General features: G+C 69.3%; 21 protein-coding genes. 11 read left to right on the top strand and 10 right to left on the bottom strand.

Annotation, left to right across the window (positions count from 1 at the left end):
• Positions 1 to 254: 254 nt before the first annotated feature.
• Positions 255 to 845, bottom strand: a complete 591-nt coding sequence (locus tag ACWDRB_RS59840; RefSeq protein ID WP_449910575.1) for an HD domain-containing protein — start codon at positions 843 to 845, stop codon at positions 255 to 257.
• A 647-nt stretch (positions 846 to 1,492) separates the two neighbouring features.
• Between ACWDRB_RS59840 and ACWDRB_RS59835 the strand changes: the two genes are divergently transcribed.
• Together ACWDRB_RS59835 and ACWDRB_RS59830 are read left to right on the top strand one after the other, a co-directional pair.
• Positions 1,493 to 1,729 (top strand): hypothetical protein, encoded by a 237-nt coding sequence (locus tag ACWDRB_RS59835; protein ID WP_350742420.1) that lies wholly within the window; start codon positions 1,493 to 1,495, stop codon positions 1,727 to 1,729.
• Positions 1,730 to 1,809: 80 nt separating this feature from the next.
• Entirely contained in the window at positions 1,810 to 3,069 is a 1,260-nt protein-coding gene (locus tag ACWDRB_RS59830) for an FxsB family cyclophane-forming radical SAM/SPASM peptide maturase (protein WP_449910573.1), read from the top strand.
• Positions 3,070 to 3,735: 666 nt separating this feature from the next.
• On the opposite strand, the gene ACWDRB_RS59825 is transcribed toward ACWDRB_RS59830, so the two are convergent.
• Entirely contained in the window at positions 3,736 to 4,290 is a 555-nt protein-coding gene (locus ACWDRB_RS59825; protein ID WP_449910571.1) for a dihydrofolate reductase family protein, read from the bottom strand.
• Between the two features lie 412 nt (positions 4,291 to 4,702).
• On the opposite strand from ACWDRB_RS59825, the gene ACWDRB_RS59820 reads away from it, so the two are divergent.
• Entirely contained in the window at positions 4,703 to 5,755 is a 1,053-nt protein-coding gene (locus ACWDRB_RS59820) for an alpha/beta fold hydrolase (protein ID WP_449910569.1), read from the top strand.
• Here ACWDRB_RS59820 and ACWDRB_RS59815 read toward each other — a convergent pair.
• A complete protein-coding gene (locus tag ACWDRB_RS59815; RefSeq protein ID WP_449910568.1) occupies positions 5,711 to 6,946 on the bottom strand; it encodes a helix-turn-helix domain-containing protein in 1,236 nt (411 codons plus the stop codon). The two genes, ACWDRB_RS59820 and ACWDRB_RS59815, sit on opposite strands and share 45 nt — an antisense overlap.
• A gap of 179 nt (positions 6,947 to 7,125) precedes the next feature.
• On the opposite strand from ACWDRB_RS59815, the gene ACWDRB_RS59810 reads away from it, so the two are divergent.
• Both ACWDRB_RS59810 and ACWDRB_RS59805 read left to right on the top strand, forming a co-directional pair.
• Entirely contained in the window at positions 7,126 to 8,340 is a 1,215-nt protein-coding gene (locus ACWDRB_RS59810; protein WP_449910566.1) for an FAD-dependent monooxygenase, read from the top strand.
• 227 nt (positions 8,341 to 8,567) lie between these two features.
• Positions 8,568 to 9,191 (top strand): isochorismatase family cysteine hydrolase, encoded by a 624-nt coding sequence (locus ACWDRB_RS59805; protein WP_449910564.1) that lies wholly within the window; start codon positions 8,568 to 8,570, stop codon positions 9,189 to 9,191.
• A 325-nt stretch (positions 9,192 to 9,516) separates the two neighbouring features.
• On the opposite strand, the gene ACWDRB_RS59800 is transcribed toward ACWDRB_RS59805, so the two are convergent.
• A complete protein-coding gene (locus ACWDRB_RS59800; RefSeq protein ID WP_449910563.1) occupies positions 9,517 to 9,855 on the bottom strand; it encodes a hypothetical protein in 339 nt (112 codons plus the stop codon).
• 306 nt (positions 9,856 to 10,161) lie between these two features.
• On the opposite strand from ACWDRB_RS59800, the gene ACWDRB_RS59795 reads away from it, so the two are divergent.
• Both ACWDRB_RS59795 and ACWDRB_RS59790 read left to right on the top strand, forming a co-directional pair.
• Complete coding sequence (locus tag ACWDRB_RS59795; protein ID WP_449910561.1) at positions 10,162 to 10,347, top strand: hypothetical protein; 186 nt, start codon at positions 10,162 to 10,164, stop codon at positions 10,345 to 10,347.
• 149 nt (positions 10,348 to 10,496) lie between these two features.
• Positions 10,497 to 11,063, top strand: coding sequence for a GNAT family N-acetyltransferase (locus ACWDRB_RS59790; RefSeq protein ID WP_449910560.1), 567 nt, complete (start codon positions 10,497 to 10,499; stop codon positions 11,061 to 11,063).
• A 116-nt stretch (positions 11,064 to 11,179) separates the two neighbouring features.
• Here ACWDRB_RS59790 and ACWDRB_RS59785 read toward each other — a convergent pair whose 3' ends face one another.
• Positions 11,180 to 12,031: a helix-turn-helix transcriptional regulator gene (locus ACWDRB_RS59785; protein WP_449910558.1), complete on the bottom strand. Its 852-nt coding sequence runs from the start codon at positions 12,029 to 12,031 to the stop codon at positions 11,180 to 11,182.
• 86 nt (positions 12,032 to 12,117) lie between these two features.
• Here ACWDRB_RS59785 and ACWDRB_RS59780 point away from each other — a divergent pair, with 86 nt between their 5' ends.
• Positions 12,118 to 12,900, top strand: coding sequence for an SDR family NAD(P)-dependent oxidoreductase (locus ACWDRB_RS59780; protein ID WP_449910556.1), 783 nt, complete (start codon positions 12,118 to 12,120; stop codon positions 12,898 to 12,900).
• Positions 12,901 to 13,198: 298 nt separating this feature from the next.
• Here the strand turns inward: ACWDRB_RS59780 and ACWDRB_RS59775 are convergent, their stop codons facing one another.
• From ACWDRB_RS59775 to ACWDRB_RS59765, 3 genes are all read right to left on the bottom strand, one after another.
• The gene (locus tag ACWDRB_RS59775; protein ID WP_363968198.1) at positions 13,199 to 13,657 is read right to left on the bottom strand and encodes a hypothetical protein; all 459 of its coding nucleotides are present in this window, start codon (positions 13,655 to 13,657) and stop codon (positions 13,199 to 13,201) included.
• A gap of 156 nt (positions 13,658 to 13,813) precedes the next feature.
• Positions 13,814 to 14,029, bottom strand: a complete 216-nt coding sequence (locus tag ACWDRB_RS59770) for a hypothetical protein (RefSeq protein ID WP_350742394.1) — start codon at positions 14,027 to 14,029, stop codon at positions 13,814 to 13,816.
• 80 nt (positions 14,030 to 14,109) lie between these two features.
• The gene (locus ACWDRB_RS59765) at positions 14,110 to 14,592 is read right to left on the bottom strand and encodes a hypothetical protein (RefSeq protein WP_449910554.1); all 483 of its coding nucleotides are present in this window, start codon (positions 14,590 to 14,592) and stop codon (positions 14,110 to 14,112) included.
• Positions 14,593 to 14,931: 339 nt separating this feature from the next.
• Here ACWDRB_RS59765 and ACWDRB_RS59760 point away from each other — a divergent pair, with 339 nt between their 5' ends.
• Positions 14,932 to 15,276, top strand: coding sequence for a YciI family protein (locus ACWDRB_RS59760; RefSeq protein ID WP_449910552.1), 345 nt, complete (start codon positions 14,932 to 14,934; stop codon positions 15,274 to 15,276).
• Complete coding sequence (locus ACWDRB_RS59755; protein WP_449910550.1) at positions 15,273 to 16,526, top strand: RNA polymerase sigma factor; 1,254 nt, start codon at positions 15,273 to 15,275, stop codon at positions 16,524 to 16,526. Before ACWDRB_RS59760 ends, ACWDRB_RS59755 begins: the two co-directional genes overlap by 4 nt.
• A 69-nt stretch (positions 16,527 to 16,595) precedes the next feature.
• Here the strand turns inward: ACWDRB_RS59755 and ACWDRB_RS59750 are convergent, their stop codons facing one another.
• Positions 16,596 to 17,078, bottom strand: a complete 483-nt coding sequence (locus ACWDRB_RS59750; protein WP_355212619.1) for a hypothetical protein — start codon at positions 17,076 to 17,078, stop codon at positions 16,596 to 16,598.
• On the bottom strand, positions 17,075 to 17,566 hold the full coding sequence (locus ACWDRB_RS59745) for an RNA polymerase sigma factor (RefSeq protein WP_449910548.1): 492 nt from the start codon (positions 17,564 to 17,566) through the stop codon (positions 17,075 to 17,077). Before ACWDRB_RS59745 ends, ACWDRB_RS59750 begins: the two co-directional genes overlap by 4 nt.
• A 92-nt stretch (positions 17,567 to 17,658) precedes the next feature.
• Between ACWDRB_RS59745 and ACWDRB_RS59740 the strand changes: the two genes are divergently transcribed.
• Positions 17,659 to 18,810: a phytoene desaturase family protein gene (locus ACWDRB_RS59740; protein WP_449910546.1), complete on the top strand. Its 1,152-nt coding sequence runs from the start codon at positions 17,659 to 17,661 to the stop codon at positions 18,808 to 18,810.
• Positions 18,811 to 18,932: the final 122 nt, after the last annotated feature.

The raw sequence follows: 18,932 nt of genomic DNA, 5'->3' as shown, positions 1-18,932 counted from the left end.
CCGGGTTCACCACGACGGGTTCGGGACACGTCCGTCCGGCCTTACCCAACCCCAACGACGGAAGGGCATCGGCTCGCGAACCGCCCTCCGAGAAACGCTGGACCGACCTCATGCAGGCGGTGATCTCCATCAGCGAGAGCAGCTTCCTCGGCGGGCCGGGCCGAGTGCCGGCTGACGGATTCGTAGGGACGTTCGCGGTCGTCGACTCCGTTGCACCCAAGCAGGGCTGACGGCGGAGTTCGCGGCCTTGGAGGTCAGGCGGGTGGGCGGCCTTCGAGGGGGTTGGCGGCGATCCGCCCCGCGACGTCGTTCCTGACCGATGCGGCGGCAGCGCTGTCCGGCTTGCGCCTCGCCTGATCCTCGAAGCACGCCAGGAACTGCGCGCCGAATCCCAGCCGAGGATGGCGGACGAGCATCTCCGCCCTGGCGTCCGGCGAGAACTCCTCCGGCCGCCGTCCGACCACCTCCCAGCTTGTGGCGACCTGCAGCAGGTGGGACTCGGGGTCGGCAGCCGGGGACACGTCCTCGCGCATGTGCAGCATGATGATCTCGGTGACCCTGGCGGCCCGGCCAACCGGCCAGCCGGCCGCCACGCCGACAACCCAGGCCAGCTGTCCTCCCGCCTCCTCGAACGGCAGCCGATGGCTGTCGAAAGCCTCCGTCAGCCCGATGTCGTGGAGCAGCGCCGAGACGTAGTAGAGCTCGTCATCGAAGGCGATCCCGTGCGCTGTGCCGTACATCGCTCCCCACAGGTAGGAGCGGACGCAGTGGTTGAACAGCGCGGGCGAGCAGAAACGGGTGGCCACCGACAGCGCCGCCACGGCGGCGGGAGTCTCCGGAAACATGGGTCCAACTTTTCACCTGGCCGTCAGGCCTCGATGTCCGACCTTGGCCGCATGCCTGCGGTGATACCCGATGCGGGGGTCGAGCTGATCAAACCCGCGCCGTTGCGCCCAGCCGATGGCCCTACCTTGGCGGATCGTCGACCTTGAGCGTGTCTCTCGTGTTGGAAGGCGAAGACGACCGGCAGCTTCGCCGGTTGCGTCCGGCTGGAGTTCTCCGTGAGCACATGGTGAGCGCCCCGGCAGCTCCGCCCCAGTAGACGAACCCGCAGGAGCAATGCGCGGCAGCGGCCTCGACGATCTCCACATCCCGTGACCCCAACTTGCGCATTCTTTCTGCGATTGCAGGACGGGAAAATCCTTGGCAGTCAAGGTCTTTTGCCCCGCTCCGAGCGTTACCAGAGGGTCGCTTTGGGGAGTCGAATAACCGCGGCGGATCAAGAGGCTGTCTCTGGTCCCTGACCTTGGATGACCTTGTAGTGATGGGCATCGAAGAATCGGCTGTGTAGTGGTTTTGTAGCGACTCTGTGGGCGTGGTGAGGTACCGTCCCGCTGTCGTGATCAACTTTGATTAACGGGAGATCACTTGCCGCGGGTCGGAATCGCTATGGCGGCAGGTCGATGTCCAGCCGCAGGGAAAGGGGTATCCAATGTCGGAACGTGAAGGAAATCTCGTACGGAAGGTGGCCTTGACGGCCGCCGCGTTCGCAGCCGCGTCCGCGGTCGGGGTCGGAGCAGCCGGTGCCGCTTCGGCTGCCGAGTCCTCTCAGGCGAATCTCTCCGAGGTCGCGGCGACCACCGACCAGAACAGCGCGCTCGGTGCGGTGCTGAACCGGGTGACCGCCGACGACGACGTCTTCCGTCCCGCCGGCACTTTCAACAGGTGACGGAGCGGGTTCGTTCCCGTGGCTGATCGGGCCGTGTAGCGGCTTGCTGGGACACGAAGGGCAGAGAGGCGAAGGACATCGTGATCGAGCTACCGATCGTGCGGGTGAAAGAGCGAGCTGCAGAATGGCCGACTCAGGACGTGACCGATCAGGCGCTTGAGGATCCGTACTGGCGCCCTCTGCCCTTCGTGGAATTCGCTCTCAAATTCCACGGCCGGTGCAACCTGGCCTGTGACTACTGCTACATGTACGAGATGGCCGACCAGAGCTGGAAGAGCAAGCCGGTGGCCATGTCACGCAAGACGATCGACCAGGTCGCCTTCCGGCTCGGAGAGCACCTGCGGGCTCACGCCGACGAAATTGCGGGAGCGTCGGTGCGGATGCACGGCGGCGAAGCGCTGCTCGCCGGCGCGGATCAATTCGCGTACGCGGCGCGAGCGTTCCGGAACGCCGCGCCGTCCGAGGTCCCGCTGCGGCTCGTCACCACCACGAACGGCGTGCTCCTTTCAGACGAGAACCTCTTGAACGTCCTGCGCGAACACCGCATCGGTGTCACGATCAGCATCGACGGCGACAGGGAAGCCCAGAACCGTCACCGCAAGTACGCCAACGGCCGCGGCAGCTATGACCAGGTGATGCGCGGCATCGAGGTTCTGAACCGCCCTGATTACCGTGACCTCTTCGACCTTGTGCTGTGCACCATCGACCTGGAGAACGACCCCCTGACCACCTACGAGGCGCTGCTCGCCACCGGGGCGCCGGCGGTGGACTTCCTGCTGCCGCTCGGCAATTGGTCGGCTCCTCCACCGGGATGGACCGCCGGGGACGGAGGCACCGCGTACGCGGACTGGCTGATACCGATCTTCGAGCGCTGGTATTCCACGGTGCCGCTTCCGGCCGGTATCAGGCTCTTCGAGAACATCATGACGTTGTGCCTCGGCGGTCATGCCTACACCGAGGGGCTGGGGCTCAACCCGTTCCAGCTCGTCGTCATCGAAAGCGACGGAACCATCGAACTCGGCGACGCTTTGAAGTCCGCCTACGAGGGCGCCCCCTACACCGGCTTGGACGTTTTTCGTAACACGTTCGACGAAGCGCGACTCCTTCCGGGCGTCGTCGCCCGGCAACGAAAGGTGGCCGGCCTGTCGCCGATCTGCGTTTCCTGCTCGATCCGGGATATCTGCGGGGCCGGCGAGTACAGCACTCGATACCGCGCCGACTCGGGATTTCTCAATCCTTCCGTCTACTGCGCCGATCTGGCCAAATTGATCTGCCACATCCGCGACCGGGCGCTCACTGACGTGGAACGGTTGAGGGCCGAGCGGGCGGCGGCCGGCTGAGAATCGGAGCCGGCGGCCGAGGACGTTGACGTGCCATACAACACCCTTGAGGAACGCGCGACGACCGGCCGCCGTACGGCACCACTACGACACCGTGATGCGTGAGGTCGCAATCGAACGCATCACCGACGCGGCTGCCGAACCCACCATCCAGCGGCTCATGCGCACCCCACTGGAAGTGACCGTCATGTCGCTTCTGGTGGACGGCATGTGAAAACCCCTCCCCAAGAATCTCGCTCAGTGCCCGGTCGTACGTTTCGTACGTCAGCGTTTCCGCCGTCACGCTGCCTCAGGCATCCATCGAGCGGCGGCGATCGCCCCAGCCCGTACGGGAGGCCGGCCACCTCCGGCGATCGTCAGGGCCTTTTCGGGTGCGATCTCTGCGGTGACCCGTCGCGATCTTCCAGTGATCCGCGAACGGCACGATCTCCCGCATGCTGTTCCGACTTTCGGCACTTCCAGCCTGATCATATGTATGGTGGCCACGCTCACGGTGTGCACCGTGGACGACAGTACGGACACCAAGCCGCCTTCGCCAAAGCGCACCTGTTCGCGAACCTTGGCAAGGTGGGTTCAGTGACGCGGGCGCCACTTCGTCCAGGACCGCGCACGGGCGCACGGCCACCCCTCGTGGGTGCACCCGCGCGGGGTCCGCTTCCTGGTCGGTCAGGGTCGTACGTAGCGCCGGAACATGGTTCCTGAGGCGAAGGAACGGTGCTCGACCAGGCGCAGCCGCAGTGCTTCTCGCACAGGCAGGTACGGCTTGCCGCCCCCGACGATCACGGGGAACGCGTACACCCAGAACTCGTCGATCAGGTCCAGCAGGGAGGTGGCCAGCTCGGGGCCGCCGAGCTGGAGGGTGCCGTCGATCTCCCGTTTGAGGCGCGTCACCACGGACGCGGCGTCCTTGCGACGGACGATCGTGACCCCTTCGGGGACGGTCTGGAGGGTGTCGGAGAAGACGTACCGCGGCGTCTCCTTGTACAACTGGGCGAACTCCCGCTCGAAGGGCGGGGCGCCTTCCTTGCCGAGGTCCTGCGTCCAGGGCTTTTCCATCGCCTCATACAGCCGCCGCCCGAACAGGAACGCCGCGATCCGGCGAACATGGTCGTTCGCCGCCTGGAGAAAGTCCTCGTCAGGGTCCGGAAAGTCCATGCCGCCGTCGGGACCCTCGATGTAGCCGTCGATCGAGGTGTTCATCCAGTAGATGATCTTGCCCATAAAACTCCTCCTTGGTCGTAGCGGTGGTCCAGAGTGGAGACCCGATGGAGCGCCGGAACTCATCGCAGGCAGGGCGGCTTTTCTGGATGGACCGGGGCCGTTTGGGGTGCCGGACGGCCAGGCCGCTCAGTACGGATCCAGTCCGAAGGTGAAGCCGCCTTCCAGGACGTCGGTGCCGGGGCCGGCACGCGGCCCGCAAGCGGAGATCGGATCATGATCCTATTTCGTGCCGGTCGAGTAGGCGGCCCCCAATGAGCCCCAGAATCTCCGGCTCGACCTGACAGGGTGAGCCCGGCTGGCCGTCCGTACCGTACATCCGCGCAGTACGTGAGCCGGATCACACACGCGAGCTGTCACACCTCCCTTCACTCGCCCGTCTGGGAAGGCACCGACGGCCAAGTGAAGGATGATCATGGTTCGACTCGACGGGCGACCCCCCGCCTCCGGCCACCGCCCCCCGCGCAAGCGGCTGCGCCGGTGGCTGCTGTCCGCCATCGCGGTGCTGGTGGCACTGCTGCTGTTCGGCGCCTACGGCTGGCAGCCCGCCCAGGCCGAGTTCCGCTCGCCGTACCTGGACATGATGGGATCGAAGTACGCCGACACCGCGGTGGCACGTTTCCACTACATCCGTGCCGGCTCCGGCTCCCCGGTGATCCTGATCTCGCCCGGCGGCACCTCGGTGATCGGCTGGAAGGACCAGGTCAGCGTGCTGGCCCGCGACCACACCGTGTATGTGGTCGACCTGCCCGGCCAGGGCTACACCCGGCTCAAGGACCCCGGCTTCGGCTACGACCTGGCCGCCATGACCACCGCTCTCGGTGCGTTCATGGACGCTGTCGGCGTACGGCAGGCCGGATTGGCGGGTAACTCCTGGAGCGGCGGCTGGGCCCTGGCGTTCACCCAGCGCCACCCGGACCGCGTCAGCAAGCTCGCCCTGCTGGACGCCACCGGCCTGGACCTGCCGGGCACGTGGATGTGGGAAGCGCTGAAGATACCCGTCGTCGGCGAACTGGCCACCAAGCTGTCCACCAGCAAGTCCACCGTCCGCAGCCTGGCCGAAGGCATGATGGTCAACAAGGACCGCATCACCGACAGCCTGCTGGACGAGTGGTGGGCGCCGATGACCTTCCGCGACAACATCCGCGCCACCTACCTGCTGGAACGCCGCCTGGACTGGGCGCAGACCGAACGTGCCCTGCCCTCCACCAACACCCCCACCCTGGTGCTGTGGGGCGAACAGGACACCATCCAGCCCGTCGAGCGCGCCCACCGCTTCGCCGAACTGCTGCCCCATGACCAGCTCCACATCCTGGACGGCTGCGGCCACGCGCCCCAGCTGGACTGCCCCGATCCCGTGAACCGCCACCTGCAGACCTTCTTCACCAATGGTGGGGGTGCGCTGGAGCGCGAATCCCTGCGCTCAGACTCCGGGGAACTGGTTCTCGCCGCCGGCTCGAGCCAGTGACTCGGCGGCGTGGCGCCAGATCTCCGCGGCCAGGTCGAAGTTGGCGCGCTCCTGCGCCTGCTCGGCCAGCGTTCGAAGGCCCCGCATGCCTTCATCCTGCTTGCCGCCCAGCAGCAGGAGCTGATTGCGCAGCACGTCCAGGCGGATCTGCTCCTGATAGTCCAGGTGGTCGTGCGCGTCGGCGAGTCGGTCGAGCAGGGCGCGGGCTTCGTCGGTGTGCCCGGTGTGGAAGGCCAGGCGTGCGCGTAGCGCGAGCAGTTCCTGCTCGACCGTGGGCGTGCCGGCGAACGGCAGACACGCCTCGACCTCCTCGATACGGCGCCGCGCCGGCTCGGTCTCGGGCGGGGTCAAGTTGAGGTGGAGGCGGGCGGCGACGATTCGCAGCCGCACCCACATGGCCGGGTCGAGGCGGCCTTGGAGTTGCTCCAGGGCGTCGTTGACCAGCTTCAGCGCGACCTGGGGCTCGCCCTGGCGGAGCCGGACGCCGGCCACGGTCCACGCCGCCTCCGCCAGGAGCCTGCCGGCGGGCAAGCTCGCGACCACGGTGAGCAGTTCGTCGGCGTGCTGGCGGGCCTCGGCCATCCGGCCCGCCTCGGCCAGCGAGGACACCAGTGCCAGGAGGGCGTCGGCCACGATGCGTGTCGTCAGGCCCTCGTCGACGGCCAGGCGGTAGGCGCTGATCGCGGTCTCGACCGCGGCCGGAACCTGGCCCGCCCCGCGTTGTGCGCGCGCCAGTCGCGCCCGTGCTCGGGCGCGCAACTCGGGCAGGTCGAGCTGTTCGGCGAGCGCCACCAACTCGTCCAGGCAGCTGCGCTCCTCGGCGTGCTCCATGTTGTGGCGTCGCCATTCGGCGACTTGCCACAGCGCTTGCCAGCGCAGCAGGGGGTCCTCGCTGCCCGCCGTACGCAGGGCTCGGGCCAGCAGCTCGCCGGCCTCGTCCACGTCGAGTCCGACGGTGGCGGCCAGGCTGCGCGCCAGCGACCAGTCCGGCGGTTCGGCCAGGTCTTCGGGGGCGACGCCGAGCTGGCGGGCCAGGTGAGCCACGGCCTCGTCAGTGGGGGGTCGGGCCCCGGACTCCAGTCGGGAGAGGTATCCGGTGGACATCCCCTCGCCCGCGAGCTCGGCCTGGGTCAGGCCGCGTTCGGTCCTCAGCTGCTTGAGCCGTCGGCCGAAGGCGGGCTGCGTCAGCATCTGTCGTCTCCTTGCCAGGTGAGAGCGCGGGCCGACCGGCCCTCTGCCGCAGCTCATGCTAGCCACCCGGCACACGCTTGGCAAATCCTTGCCAAGCCAACTAGCCGCGCCAGGTCGCATGGCAAACAGCCTAGGAAAGTAGTTGCCAATACTCTGGCAATGCCGTTACGGTTCTTGGCATGACGAACTCACGGCGACTCGCCAACCGCACCGTTCTGATCTCCGGCGCCAGCGTGGCCGGCCCCGCTCTGGCCTACTGGCTGAGCCGCTACGGATTCACCCCCACCGTGGTCGAGCTGGCCCCCGAACTGCGCGACGGCGGCTACAAGGTCGACCTGCGCGGCGTGGCCATGCAGGTCGTCGAGCGGATGGGCATGCTGGAGACCGTACGGCGGGCAAGTACCGCCATCCGCGGCGGCTCGTGGGTCGCCGAGAGCGGCAAGCCACTGGCCAACCTCGGCCCCGACCTCATCGGCATGCGCGCTCCCGGCGACGACGAGGTGATGCGTGGCGACCTCGCCCGGCTCCTCTACGACGCGACACGTGACAGCTGCGAATACCTGTTCGGCGACACGATCACCGGCCTCCACGAAGGTCCCGACGGCGTCGACGTCACCTTCCGCCACGCCCCGCCACGGCGCTTCGACCTCGTCATCGGCGCCGACGGCCTGCACTCGACCGTACGCCGCCTGGCCTTCGGCCCGCAGGAGCGCTACGTCCACCCCCTCGGGATGCACGCGGCCGTCTTCACCGTCCCCAACCACCTCGGACTCGACCACTGGGAGCTGCTCTATCCGACGCCCGGCAAGGTCGTGAACGTCTACGCCACCAAGCCCGACACCGCGAAGGCGCAGTTCGTCTTCCCTAGCCCCGCCGTCCTGCCCGACCGCTTCGACAGGGCCGCGCAGCAGCGCATCTTGACCGAGGCGTTCGCCGGCGTCGGATGGGAGAGCGACGCGCTGCTGCGAGCCATGCCGCACTCGCCGGACTTCTACTTCACGCCGGTCAGCCAGGTTCGCATGGACCACTGGTCCACCGGCCGGATCGCCCTGGTCGGCGACGCCGCCTACAGCCCGTCCCCGCTGTCCGGGCAGGGCACCAGCCTCGCGCTGGTGGGCGCGTACGTACTGGCCGGTGAAATGAGCGCGGCGGCGGGCGACCATCGTGCGGCTTATGCCGGATATCGGGAAGCGATGCGCGAGTACGTGGACGTGAACGTGGCGCTCGGCGCGAGCAACGCCGCGCAGATGGTCGCGGGCAGCCCGCGGCAGATCAAGATGCAGACCACGATGATGCGGCTGGTCAACCGCCTGCCGTGGAAGGATCTGGCGATGCGGCCGATCATGAAGCCGCTCAACGAGGCCGCCAACGCGCTCACGCTCGCGGCGTACTGAGACTCGAATAGCCCGTCACCCATGAGTTCAAGGACGAGGCCGTCCGCATGGTGCTGATGCGGGCGGGACGGACAAAGAGCCTGTCAAGACTTCGATCGCATCGCCGAGCTCGGTCCGGGACCGGGGTACACCACGGGCGTGAACAGGCACACACCGATGCACGACAGAGTCGCCGCACGAAGGCAGCCGACCGCGGTGAACAACCCTGACACGAAGCCCACTGCGCGATGACCAGCACCTCCTACGAACTCAGCCGGGTCGGGGTCCTCCTGGTCGATCCCTACAACGACTTCTTGTCCGAGGGCGGGAAGATCTGGCCTCGGTTGAAGGAGGTCGCCCAGCGCGTGGGGCTTCTGGACAATCTACGCGCGGTGGTCGCCGCGGCACGGGAGGCCGGGATCCAGGTGTTCGTCGTTCCGCATCGGCAGTGGCAATCCGGAGACTACGACGACTGGAACCACCCCAATCCCACCCAACGCGGGATCCAGGAACGCCATACCTTCGCGAAAGGCAGCGGCGAATGGCACCCCGATCTCGCCCCCCAGGACGGCGACATCGTCGCCAAGGAGCATTGGGCGCAGAGCGGCTTCGCCAACACCGATCTCGACCTGCTGCTCCGGCAGCACGGCATCACCCATGTCATCATCATCGGCCTGCTCGCCAACACCTGCATCGAGTCGACCGGCAGGTACGCCATGGAGCTCGGATACCACGTAACCCTGGTACGGGACGCGACCGCGGCCTTCACCGCGGAGATGCTGCATGCGGCTCACGAGCTGAACGGGCCGACCTACGCACACGCCATCACGACGACGGCGGACCTCCTCACGACGATTCGGTCCGCTCAGTAAGCGATAAGCGGCAGGCCACGCCTATGGATCCGCCGCCGAGGTTCCGGGCCTGCCGCGCGACCGATCGACCCCGGCCCCGCCTTCGCGTCGGGGCAGCCGGCGTCGTCATCCGGCAGTGTGCCGGGGTGGCGGGAACGAACCGGGCGAACCGCGCCCGACTGACTCCGCCACCAACGTAAGGAACCTTGGAGCTCTACCACGGGAGGACCTCGCCGTGGCGGGCACTCGCCGTCCTGGTCGGTACCGGAGCGACTCGCCGAGCTGACCTGAGTCCCCGGTACGAGGTTGGCGCCCTGCGCTTCAAGGAACCGGCGCCGACGATCGATCAGGACTTCGCGAACGACTGGCCGGCCATGACGGAGTCGTACCAGTGGCGCCATCGCGCCGACCGCACCCGAAGCTCTTCCGGCAGGAGGGTCGACCAGGCGGCCTGTCGCCACTCGGGCGGGAACAAGGGGTTGTGACCGATGACGGCCACCCGATGGCTCGGCCAGGCGCCATCCGCGTCGGTGTCGATGATCAGCAGGGCGCGCAGCCGCTGGTCCACGTCGTTGCGTGCGTATGTGCCCTGCGTATGGAGGGCTGCGTGCGTGCGGACGAGGTGTTCGAGTTCGGCGAGGTCGGCGTGGTCGCGTACCGCCGCGGGCACCCAGTCCGTTCCCATGACCGGCCATCGTAAGGGGTGCGTTGAGCCCGAGAATCCGCGGCTGCCAGGATCGTCTCCTCTTGTCTACGAGCCGGGGGTGGAGGGCCTCCGTGATCGGAGGCCCAGGCTATGGGCCGAGCTTCCCGGGATTCGTCCGGTCTCGGTGCTGCTGAGCGATGGCGCTCCTTCCCGGTCAAGCCCGGCGTCCAACGGGCGAGTGGACCGCAATCCGGCCCGACGCCGTTCTGGGGGTGGACGGGCTGGCCCCCGGCGCCGATGCTGGGAGGCAGTACCGTCGTGCTCATCGGCCGACTGGAGAGTCGCATGCAGACCCGTACCTGGACTCGCCGTACCGCCGCCTCGGCAGCCGCCCTGGTTGCCCTGCTGTCGCTGTGCACCACTCCGGCCAGTGCGAACGCCGGGTCGTCCGCGAAAACGAACGTGGTCCGCCCGCCGCAGTGCGCCATGGTGCTGGCCGACGGGGAATCGGGCGCCAAGCGCCCGGTGTGAGGCCCGCCATGCCCGCATCCACCGAGGATGACGGCCATGACGTCACTACCCAGCACCGCCGTTTGCTCGTGGTCGGCAAGTTACCTGAGACGGCCGGTGGACGGGCCAGGCGATTACCACGGGATCGGCCCACGTGCGAAGGTATCCATATGTCGTACACGGTCCGGCCCCTGGACGCCGCCACCTGGGCCGCCTTCGCGGAGCTCGTCGAGCGCAACAACGGGATCTTCGGCGGGTGCTGGTGCGTCGGTTTTCATCCGGAGGGCAACCAGAGGGGGGCCGGCCGTCGCGCCGTCAAGGAGGACCGGGTCCGTACGGGTCGCGCTCATGCCACGCTCGTCCTCGACGAGCACGGCGCCGCCCAGGGATGGTGCCAGTACGGCAGCCCCGATGAGCTCCCCGGCATCAAGCACCGGCGCGCGTACGACAAGGAAGCGCCACCCCGCCCGGACTGGCGGATCACCTGCTTCTACGTAGACGGCCGGCATCGCGGCCAGGGCGTCGCACGGATGGCCCTGGAAGGCGCGCTCGACCAGATCGCCCTGGCCGGGGGCGGCCTCGTCGAGGCCATCTCCGAGGTGACCACCGGCCGCGAGGCGCCGGGCCGTTTCCTGTTCAGCGCGACGGTCGAGCTCTTCGAACAGTACGGATTCGCCCGCGGCCGGCAGGTCGGGAAGCACGCGTGGATCGTGAGCAGGGTGGTCGATCCGGCGTGAAGCGAGCGGCCGCCGGGACTGCGGCACCGGCCGGCAGCGGCCTGCTCGATCCGCTCTCAATAAGGATCGCAGCCGACCCGAGCCCGCGGGCGCCCAGGCCACCTGACCGGGAAATCTCAGGTCGGAACGTCCATGCGTTGCGTGCCGACGACCGCCAGCAGGCGCAGCGCCTGTTCGGACGGCGAACCGGGGACCGCGGTGTAGATCACGACCCGCTGGTCCCGGTCGGTGATGTCGAGAACATCGCAGTTGACGGTGACCGGGCCGACCAGCGGATGCTGGAAGGTCTTCGTCATCATGGGTGCGCCGGTCACGTCGTGGGAGTCCCACAGACGGGCGAACTCCTCGCTTCCCTCGTGAAGCTCACGCACCAGCTCGGCCACCTCGGGGTCGTCAGGGTAGCGGGCGGCGGTGGCGCGCAGGTGGCTGGCCGAAGAGCGGGCGAACTCATCCGCATCCGACACCCCGTACAACCGCCGTCCCTGAGGGTGCGGTCCGAGGAAGACGCGGCGCACCAGATTGCGGTCGCGCCGCGACAGGGCGGAGAAGTCCTCCATGAGCGCGGCCGCCAGGTCGTTCCAGGCGATGATCTCGTACATCGCGGACGTCACGATCGCGGCGGCCTGCGGCAGCCGCCGCAGCAGGTCGAGGATGCTCTGGCGCACCTCGCGCGAGGGCCCCGGCGCGGGGGCGGGCGGTGCGCCGGCGAGGCGGTGGAGGTGGTCGCGCTCGGCGTCGGACAGGCGGAGGGCCCGGGCCAGCCCGGCCAGCACCTCCTGCGACGGGCGCGGACCGCGGGCCTGCTCCAGCCGGGTGTAGTACTCGGTCGAGATGAAGGCCAGCTGCGCCGCCTCCTCGCGGCGCAACCCGGGCGTACGGCGGCGCGGCCCGGCAGGCAGCCCCACGTCAGCGGGGATGATCCGCTCGCGCCTGCTGCGCAGGAAGGCCGCCAGTTCTTGTCTGTCCATACTCCCAGCTTGCACGAATGTGCGCAGTCCTGGCATGTACCGGTTGTACCTGGATAAGCCCGGCGCACTGGCGCAGGCTGACTGTCATGTACAACGCCAACGACACGTCCATGGGGCTGCTGGCAGGCAAGGTCGCCTTCATCACGGGCGCCGGGCGCGGCATCGGCGCCGCCGCGGCCCGGCTGTTCGCCCGGGAGGGCGCCCGGGTGCTGCTCGCGGCCCGTACGGAGGAACAGCTGAAAGCGGTGACCGAGGAGGTACGGGCGGCGGGCGGCACCGCCGGTTACGTGGTGTGCGACCTCGCCGACGCGGCCGGCGTGCGCGCCGCCGTCGATCGCGTCGTGGACCTGTACGGCCGGCTCGACGTCGCCTTCAACAACGGCGCGACCATCACGCCGCCCGGCCCGATCGACCAGGTGAACGAGGCCGACTTCGACCTCCTCTACGCCGTGAACCTCAGGGGCCCGTGGCTGGCCATGACCGCCGAGATCGCCGCCATCCGCGCCACCGCAGGCACGGGAGCCATCGTCAACAACTCCAGCATCGGCAGCCTGATGGGCAACCCCGAACTGCCCGCCTACGGGGCGATGAAGCGGGCCGTCAACAGCCTCACGGAGTCGGCCGCCATCACCTACGGCCCCGAAGGAATCCGCGTCAACGCGATCGCCCCCGGCAACACGCTGACCGAGATGATCCGTACGTGGGAGGAGCACTCCCCCGGTCTCGTCGAGCGGCTCAAGGCCCGGACCCCGCTGCGCCGCGCGGCCGATCCCGACGAGATCGCCCAGGCCGCCGCCTGGCTGCTCAGCGACCGCGCCTCCTTCGTGACCGGCACCGTCCTCAGAGTGGACGGCGGCGCACGCGCCTGACCTGCGACGCCCCGTCTTTAAGGTGGGATCTCGGCGCACTGCTCGCGTTTTCGGGGCAACAGGCCTCTCCGACCTGGCGGCCGAGCTCAGCGGGCGCGACACCAGCGAGTTCGGCGACAGCGAGGTCGTCGTGGATGACAGTGAGGTGTCAGGCGTGGACCGGGTGATGCCGGAGACGGTCGCCGTACTGGGCGGTGCGGCTCAACCACGGCATGTATCGCCGGCTGTGCGTCTGAACGCCTCGAACAGCTCTTCGTCGTCAGGATCAAGGCCTGGCCACCTGACCACGGCTTACGGCTCAGGCCAGGGCCGAGATCTCGATCCGCGTGTGGTCGGTGGGGGCCACCAGGCAGGCGAGCACGGCGTTCCCCCGCTCCAGGCGCTCCCCCATGGACGAGGTGAGCCGGGCCGCGCGCTCGATCTCGTAAGGCTCGCCGGCCTGAGGGGTCACGCGGAGCCGCAACATCCAGATGTAGCGTCCGTTGAGCTTGTTGGATGTCTCCTCGGCCCCCAGGACCGTCGCGTTGCACGGCAGCGCCGCCGCGCGCTCCTCGGGCGTGAAGGTCCGCAGCGAGGCGGATTCCAGGCTGGCGAACGAGAGGAAGCCCATCGTGAGCACGCCCGCGGCCAGGAAGAGGCACGCCGCGCTGACGTACGCCCCGGCCCGGGTGTGCGGCTTCCGCCTCAACACGAGGAACAGCACCACGCCCACGATCAGTGCGATGACGGCGAATGCCCCGAAGACGATCGATGCCATCTTTCTTCCTCATGCTGATGGCCGGCGCCTGGTGGACCGGCCTTGTCCGTTGCGATGCCGGTAGTTGATCAGGTGTCGCTTGCATGGCGGCTGCAGGCCGCCTGATCGCGTGGTGGTGACGGACAGGTCCGGGGGCCGGCCACGGCCCGCGGACGATCAGGCGCTGGCCGCGGCCCGCCAGCGTCGCAGGATGTCCTCGTCGTCGCGGTCACCGTGCCAGGAGGCTTCCTCGTCGATCGCGTGCGGCAACCAGTCGTGGTAGTCCGGGGCGTCGGGCGTGATGTCCCTGGTGCCGTCGATGCGGGTGCCGTCGGGGAGCACGGTGGAGGTCGGGACGCGAAGGACGCCGCCGGCCAGCATGATCGCGGTCATGTGCTTCATCCCCTCCGTCCCATCTGCCACGGTTCTCTGCCCAGCATAGCGGCCCGGTGCGCCATCGGCAGGGGTGCCGCTCAGCGGATCCCGTACCGTCCCGCGAACCAGGCATAAGCCTGCCGGGCCGCGTCTTCATCGCCGAACAGCTCGATGAGCCGCCGGGCCCGCCGGACCAGCACGCAGGCGAAGGCTTCGGCGTACAGCTCGGTGACCGCCGCCCGGTAAGGCGGGGCGAGGCGTCCGGCGCTCGCGGCGTGCAGGGCCGTCCAGAACGGGGTCCGGGACGGCATGCCATCCATGTCGTCGGCCGCGTGCCCCAGCTCATGGCCCGCCACGCTCGCCGACGGCGACGGCACGCTGCCCACTCCGATCATGCGCCGCCTCGGGTCGTAAACGCCGGCGCTGCGCTCCCACCCGCCCTGCTGAACGGGCAGCGGGATGCCCCGCAAATGCTCGAAGCCCGGTAAGTCCGGCACGGCCCCGGGTCCCACGACGATCCCGCCGCCCAGATGAGCGGCCAGCCGGGTGCCCAAGGCGCGCGGCACCGCGGACAACGTCATGATCGCCAGCAGGGTTTCGGCAGGAGGGAACGTGCCCGGACCCCATGCCCTGTGGACGCGATCTTCGAGCGCGCCGACATGAAGCCAGCCCGGCCGTCCTCTGCTCTGGCTGGCCACCCACGTCCTCTGGTCGTCGCTCCGGCAACTGCCGACGTGCTTGGCGCATGAGATGGCAGGCGCGACAACACAGTCGTTGATCGCGAACTTTAGCGTCCGGCGGGGCGCGCCGCACACCCATCCGGCACGGCCATCACCACGGAGGTGGGTTGTCGAATCCGGGCAGGCCGTTCGACATAAGGGTGTAAGCCGGTAACAAGCACCTGAAAGGACAGCCGGACCATGGCTCAGTACGCGATCCTCATCCACACGAAGGCCGAGGTCGTTCCCGGAGCGCGGGAGGCCCACGAGCGCCACTTCGAGGACCTGGTGAACTCCGGCGCGCTGGTCGCGGCATTCGCGCTACAGCCGGCCGACACAGCCACCTCGATCCGCGGCGACGTGGTGACGGACGGCCCGTTCGTCGACGCCAAGGAGGTCATCGCCGGGTTCGCCATCATCGAGGCGCCCGACCTGGATGCCGCTCTGAAGATCGCTCGGGCCAACCCCGCCACCCAGCAGGGCGGCGGTGTCGAGGTGCGGCCCGTCGAAGGCGGCTTCATCGCGGATCGGCCCGCCACGGCATGACGCCCCCGGCGGACGTCGAATCGGCGGTCGCGGACGCGTACCGTCGCGGATGGGCCCTGGTGCTCGCCGCGACGGCGGGCGTCGCGCGCGACCTGGACCTGGCCGAGGAGTGCGTGCAGGAGGCGTACGCCGCGGCCCTGGCGAGCTGGTCCCGCGACGGGATCCCGGACACGCCGCAGGCGTGGCTCACCACCGCGGCCAAACGCCGCGCGATGGACGCGGTGCGGCGCGAGCAGACGTTCCGCTCGAAACTCCCGCTGCTGGTGGAGCCCGAGGAGGCGGAGGACGAGCCGGCCGTCGTCGAGCCGGAGGACGTGGTGCCGGACGAGCGGTTGCGGCTGATCTTCATGTGCTGCCACCCGGCGTTGGCGCAGGAGGCGCAGCTGGCACTCACGCTGCGGCTGGTGTGCGGGGTGACGACCGCCGATGTCGCCCGGGCGCTTCTGGTGTCGGAGCCGACGATGGCCGCCCGGATGACCCGGGCGAAGAAGAAGATCTCGGCCGCGCGGATCCCCTTCCGGCTGCCGGAACGCGCTGAGCTGCCGGATCGGCTGCGCGCGGTGCTCGGCGTGATCCATCTGCTGTTCACCGCCGGGCACACCGCGCCGTCCGGCGCATCGCTGGTGCGTACGGACCTGGTGGACCAGTCGGTGCGGCTGGCCAGGACGCTGCGGGAGCTGATGCCCGACGAGCGGGAGGTGCGGGGGCTGCTCGCGCTGCTGCTGGTCACCGATGCCCGGCGCGCCACCCGGGTCGATGCGGGGGGTCGCTTGCTGCGTCTGGAGGACCAGGATCGATCGCTCTGGGACCGTTCGGCGATGTCCGAGGCGCACGGCCTGATCGTGGACGGGCTGCGCGGCGGGCGACCGGGCCGCTATGTCCTGCAGGCCGCGATCGCCTCCCTCTACGCCGAGGCGCCGTCTTACGACCGGACGGACTGGCCGCAGATCGTGACCCTGTACGACGAACTGCTGTCGGTGTGGCCGTCACCGGTGGTGGCGTTGAACCGCACGGTGGCGGTGTCCATGGTCTCCGGGCCGGCGCGGGCGCTGGAAGAGGTCGCGGAGCTGGAGAAGGACAGCCGGCTCGCGAGATACCAGTACCTACCGGCGATCAAGGCGGACCTGCTGCGTCGGCTGGGCCGCCGGGAGGAGGCCTCGATCGCCTACCGCCAGGCGCTGGAGTTGACCGGAAACGAGGCCGAGCGCCAGTTCCTGGCCGAGCGCCTCGCCGGTCCGCATCGGGCATAGGTACGGGGCTCCCGCCCGCCGGTCCTCGTCGGGGGCTGCCTCATCCGTCCTGGAGAGATACCCCGGGGCTCAGGGCCCATAGTGGGCAGCGAGACTTTCGATGGTGTGGAGCTCCTGGTCGATTTTCGCGAGGGCGGCGCGGCGGTGGTGCGACCCGTTTTGGCCGGGTTCCGGGGTCTGCCCGCGCCGGTGTTCAAGATGCGCCAGCAGGGTCTCGCTGCCCAGGCGGCGGGCGGCGAAGGCGATGACGACTGTGGCGGACTGCATCAGGCACCAGCCCGGCCGGAGCCTGGCGTCCATCGCGTCCTCGCGGCCGGCGCTGTCCTGCACCAGCAGGCGCAGGAACTCGCCGCGCTGCTCGATGACGCGCACGTGGGCGACGCCGGGCTCGTAGCGGGGGGTGGCGTGTTCCAGGTCCGCGACGACCTGCCATACAGCCTCGAAGGGGGCGGCGATGCGGCGCTGCCCGACAACGGCGCCGGGCAAGGCGGCCGCGAGAATGGCCAGGCGGTCGATCGGGTCGATATCGGGGTGCGCCACAGGATCGTTCACGATTCCCACACCTCCCGGAACGCGGCCCTGGCCCGATGCAGCCGGGATTTCACGGTTCCTATCGGGATCCCCAACGTGTCGGCGATCTCTTGTTCGCTGAGGCCTTCTTGCGTACGCAACATCAGCACGGCGCGCTGGGAGACAGGCAGGCGCGCCAGGGCGTCATCGATGTCCACCAGCCCTTCCTGAGAGGAGACGTGGCCGGTCATGAGCGTTTCCTCCGCGGCGACCTCCAGGTCATGCCGGTGGGCGAGCCGGATCGCCGTCCGCACCGTGACCGACCGGACCCAGGTCATGATCGCCTCAGGGGCGCGCAGCGACGGCAGGCCCCGGAAGACCGCCAGCAGGGCCTCCTGCGTGGCATCGTCGGCCGCCGCAGGGGCGATCCGAGCGCACAATCGGCGGACGTACGGGGCCAGCTCGTCGAGAAGCCGGTCCAACGCGAGCGCGTCCCCCTGCTGAGCGGCGGCGACGTTCTCGGGGTCCACGCCAGGAAGATTACAAGAACATCAGCCGGAACCTTTCACGGGTTCCCCGCCACTTTCCAGCCAGGAGGACATCACGCAGAAGGGGCTATCTTGTGAAACCAGATCTGCACATCGTCGGCGCCGGCCTGACCGGGCTCACCGCCGCCATCGAGGCGGCCGAACGCGGCTGGCGGGTGACCGTCGCCGAGGCAAATCCCCGGCCGGGTGGGCGAGCACGCACGCTGGCAGCTCCTTACCGGGCCAATCTCGGCGCCCACGCGATCTACGTGGACGGGCCATGGTGGGCGTGGCTGGAGCGCCGCAGCCTCACCCCGCCCGTCGTGGAGGCGCCGCGCCATGCCACCCTCGTCCGGGCCGGAGGCCGGCTCGGACCGTGGCCGGCCGAACTCAGCCAGGTCATCGCCGCGCTACCCACCGAGGCGCCCGCGGAAGAATCGTTGCGCGCATGGCTGCTCCGGCACGTCGACGCCAGGACGGCTGAGGCCATCGTCGGAGTGGTCTTCATCTTCACCTTCGACCACGACCCCGGGCGGCTTTCGGCCGCGTTCGCCCACCAGCGCCTGCGCCGGGCGATGGCCGGCGGCGTCCGGTACGTGACCGGCGGGTGGTCCACCCTGGTCGATCTTCTGGCCGAGCGGGCAGTCGGCCTCGGCGCGCAGATAAGCACCCGGACACGGGTGCCCGCGCTGTCCGCGGGCCCGACGATCCTGGCCACCAGCCTGGCCACGGCGCGCCGGCTGACCGGCGACCGATCGCTCACCTGGCCCGGCGCCCGCGTGACGACGGTCGACCTGGGCCTGCGGGCCGACAGCGGCCCAGACTGGTTCCGGGTGATGGACCTCGATGACCGGATCTACGCCGCCCGCTACGGCCTCGCCGACCCCACCTTGGCCCCGCCCGGACACGAACTCATCCAGATCTCCGCCGCATGCGCCCCAGGCGAGCGGAAAGCCGACGCCGAACGCCGCGTTCAGCATCTTCTCGACGAGTCCTGGCCCGGCTGGCGCGCGGCGCTGCAGTGGTACCGCAGCGCCCTGCGCACGGACTGCACCGGAGCCATCGACCTGCCCGGGACGACATGGCACGACCGCCCGGCCGTCAGCCGCGGTGACTCCCTCGCCGTGGCCACAGACCAATCAGCCGCGCCGGGACTCCTGGCCGAGGTCGGAATCAGCGCTGCGCAACTCGCCCTCCAGCAGCTCGGCGAAACCCCCATGCTCGCCGAGGCCCACATGCGGGTCTGATTCTCGCCACGATCAAGGTCGGTCCCGGTGAGCATGCTCGGCTGGGACCAGACAGCACTCGGGGGCTGATCGGCCGGAATGTCGGTCAGCACCCGGAGGTCGTCGCGTGCGGCTCCCGGTCG

The organism is Nonomuraea sp. NPDC003707 (genome assembly GCF_053587055.1).
The sequence above is the reverse complement of the archived record's forward strand: the minus strand, read 5'-3'. Positions and strand labels throughout refer to the sequence as shown.